Genomic DNA, 540 nt, shown 5'->3' with positions numbered 1-540 from the left:
CGACAGCGTGCCCTTGGTGCGAACCGTGCGATGACGCACCGTCGCGAACACGCTCTCGATCGGGTTGGTCGTACGAAGATGGTCCCAGTGCTCGGCGGGAAAGACGTAGAACGCCAGAAGCTGTTCGCGATCCTTGACCACGCACTCCACCGCTTTCGAGTACTTGGCGCCGTATTTGTCGGCGAACACTGCGATCGCCGTCTCGGCCGCCGCCCGGCTCGGCGAGCGCCAGACCTCGGCAAGATCGGCTTTCACCGAGGGCTGCACCGACTTGGCCGCCTTGTTCAGTACGTTCGCGGTCTTGTGCAGCCAGCAGCGCTGATGCCGCGTCGTCGGGAAGATCTCCTCGAGCGCCTTCCAAAATCCGAGCGCGCCGTCGCCGACCGCCAGTTCCGGCGCGTTGACCAGCCCGCGCGCCTTCAGGTCGACCAGAAGCTCCCGCCAGCTCTGCGCGCTCTCGCGCGTGCCGACCTGGAACCCCACCAGCTCCTTCCGACCCTCCGGCGTCGCGCCGATCACCACCAGCATGCATTCGGCGCC

The 540-nt window shown here is 66.7% G+C and carries 1 protein-coding gene; it reads right to left on the bottom strand.

The genetic code is table 11. The features are described 5' to 3' along the window. On the bottom strand, positions 1 to 540 hold a 540-nt coding region (locus F1193_RS16930), incomplete at both ends, for an IS256 family transposase (RefSeq protein WP_150098959.1).

It is taken from the genome of Blastochloris sulfoviridis (assembly GCF_008630065.1).
In the GTDB taxonomy this organism is placed as follows: Bacteria; Pseudomonadota; Alphaproteobacteria; order Rhizobiales; family Xanthobacteraceae; genus Blastochloris; species Blastochloris sulfoviridis.
Note: the sequence above shows the minus strand (reverse complement) of the source record. Positions and strands in the feature narration are given on the sequence as shown.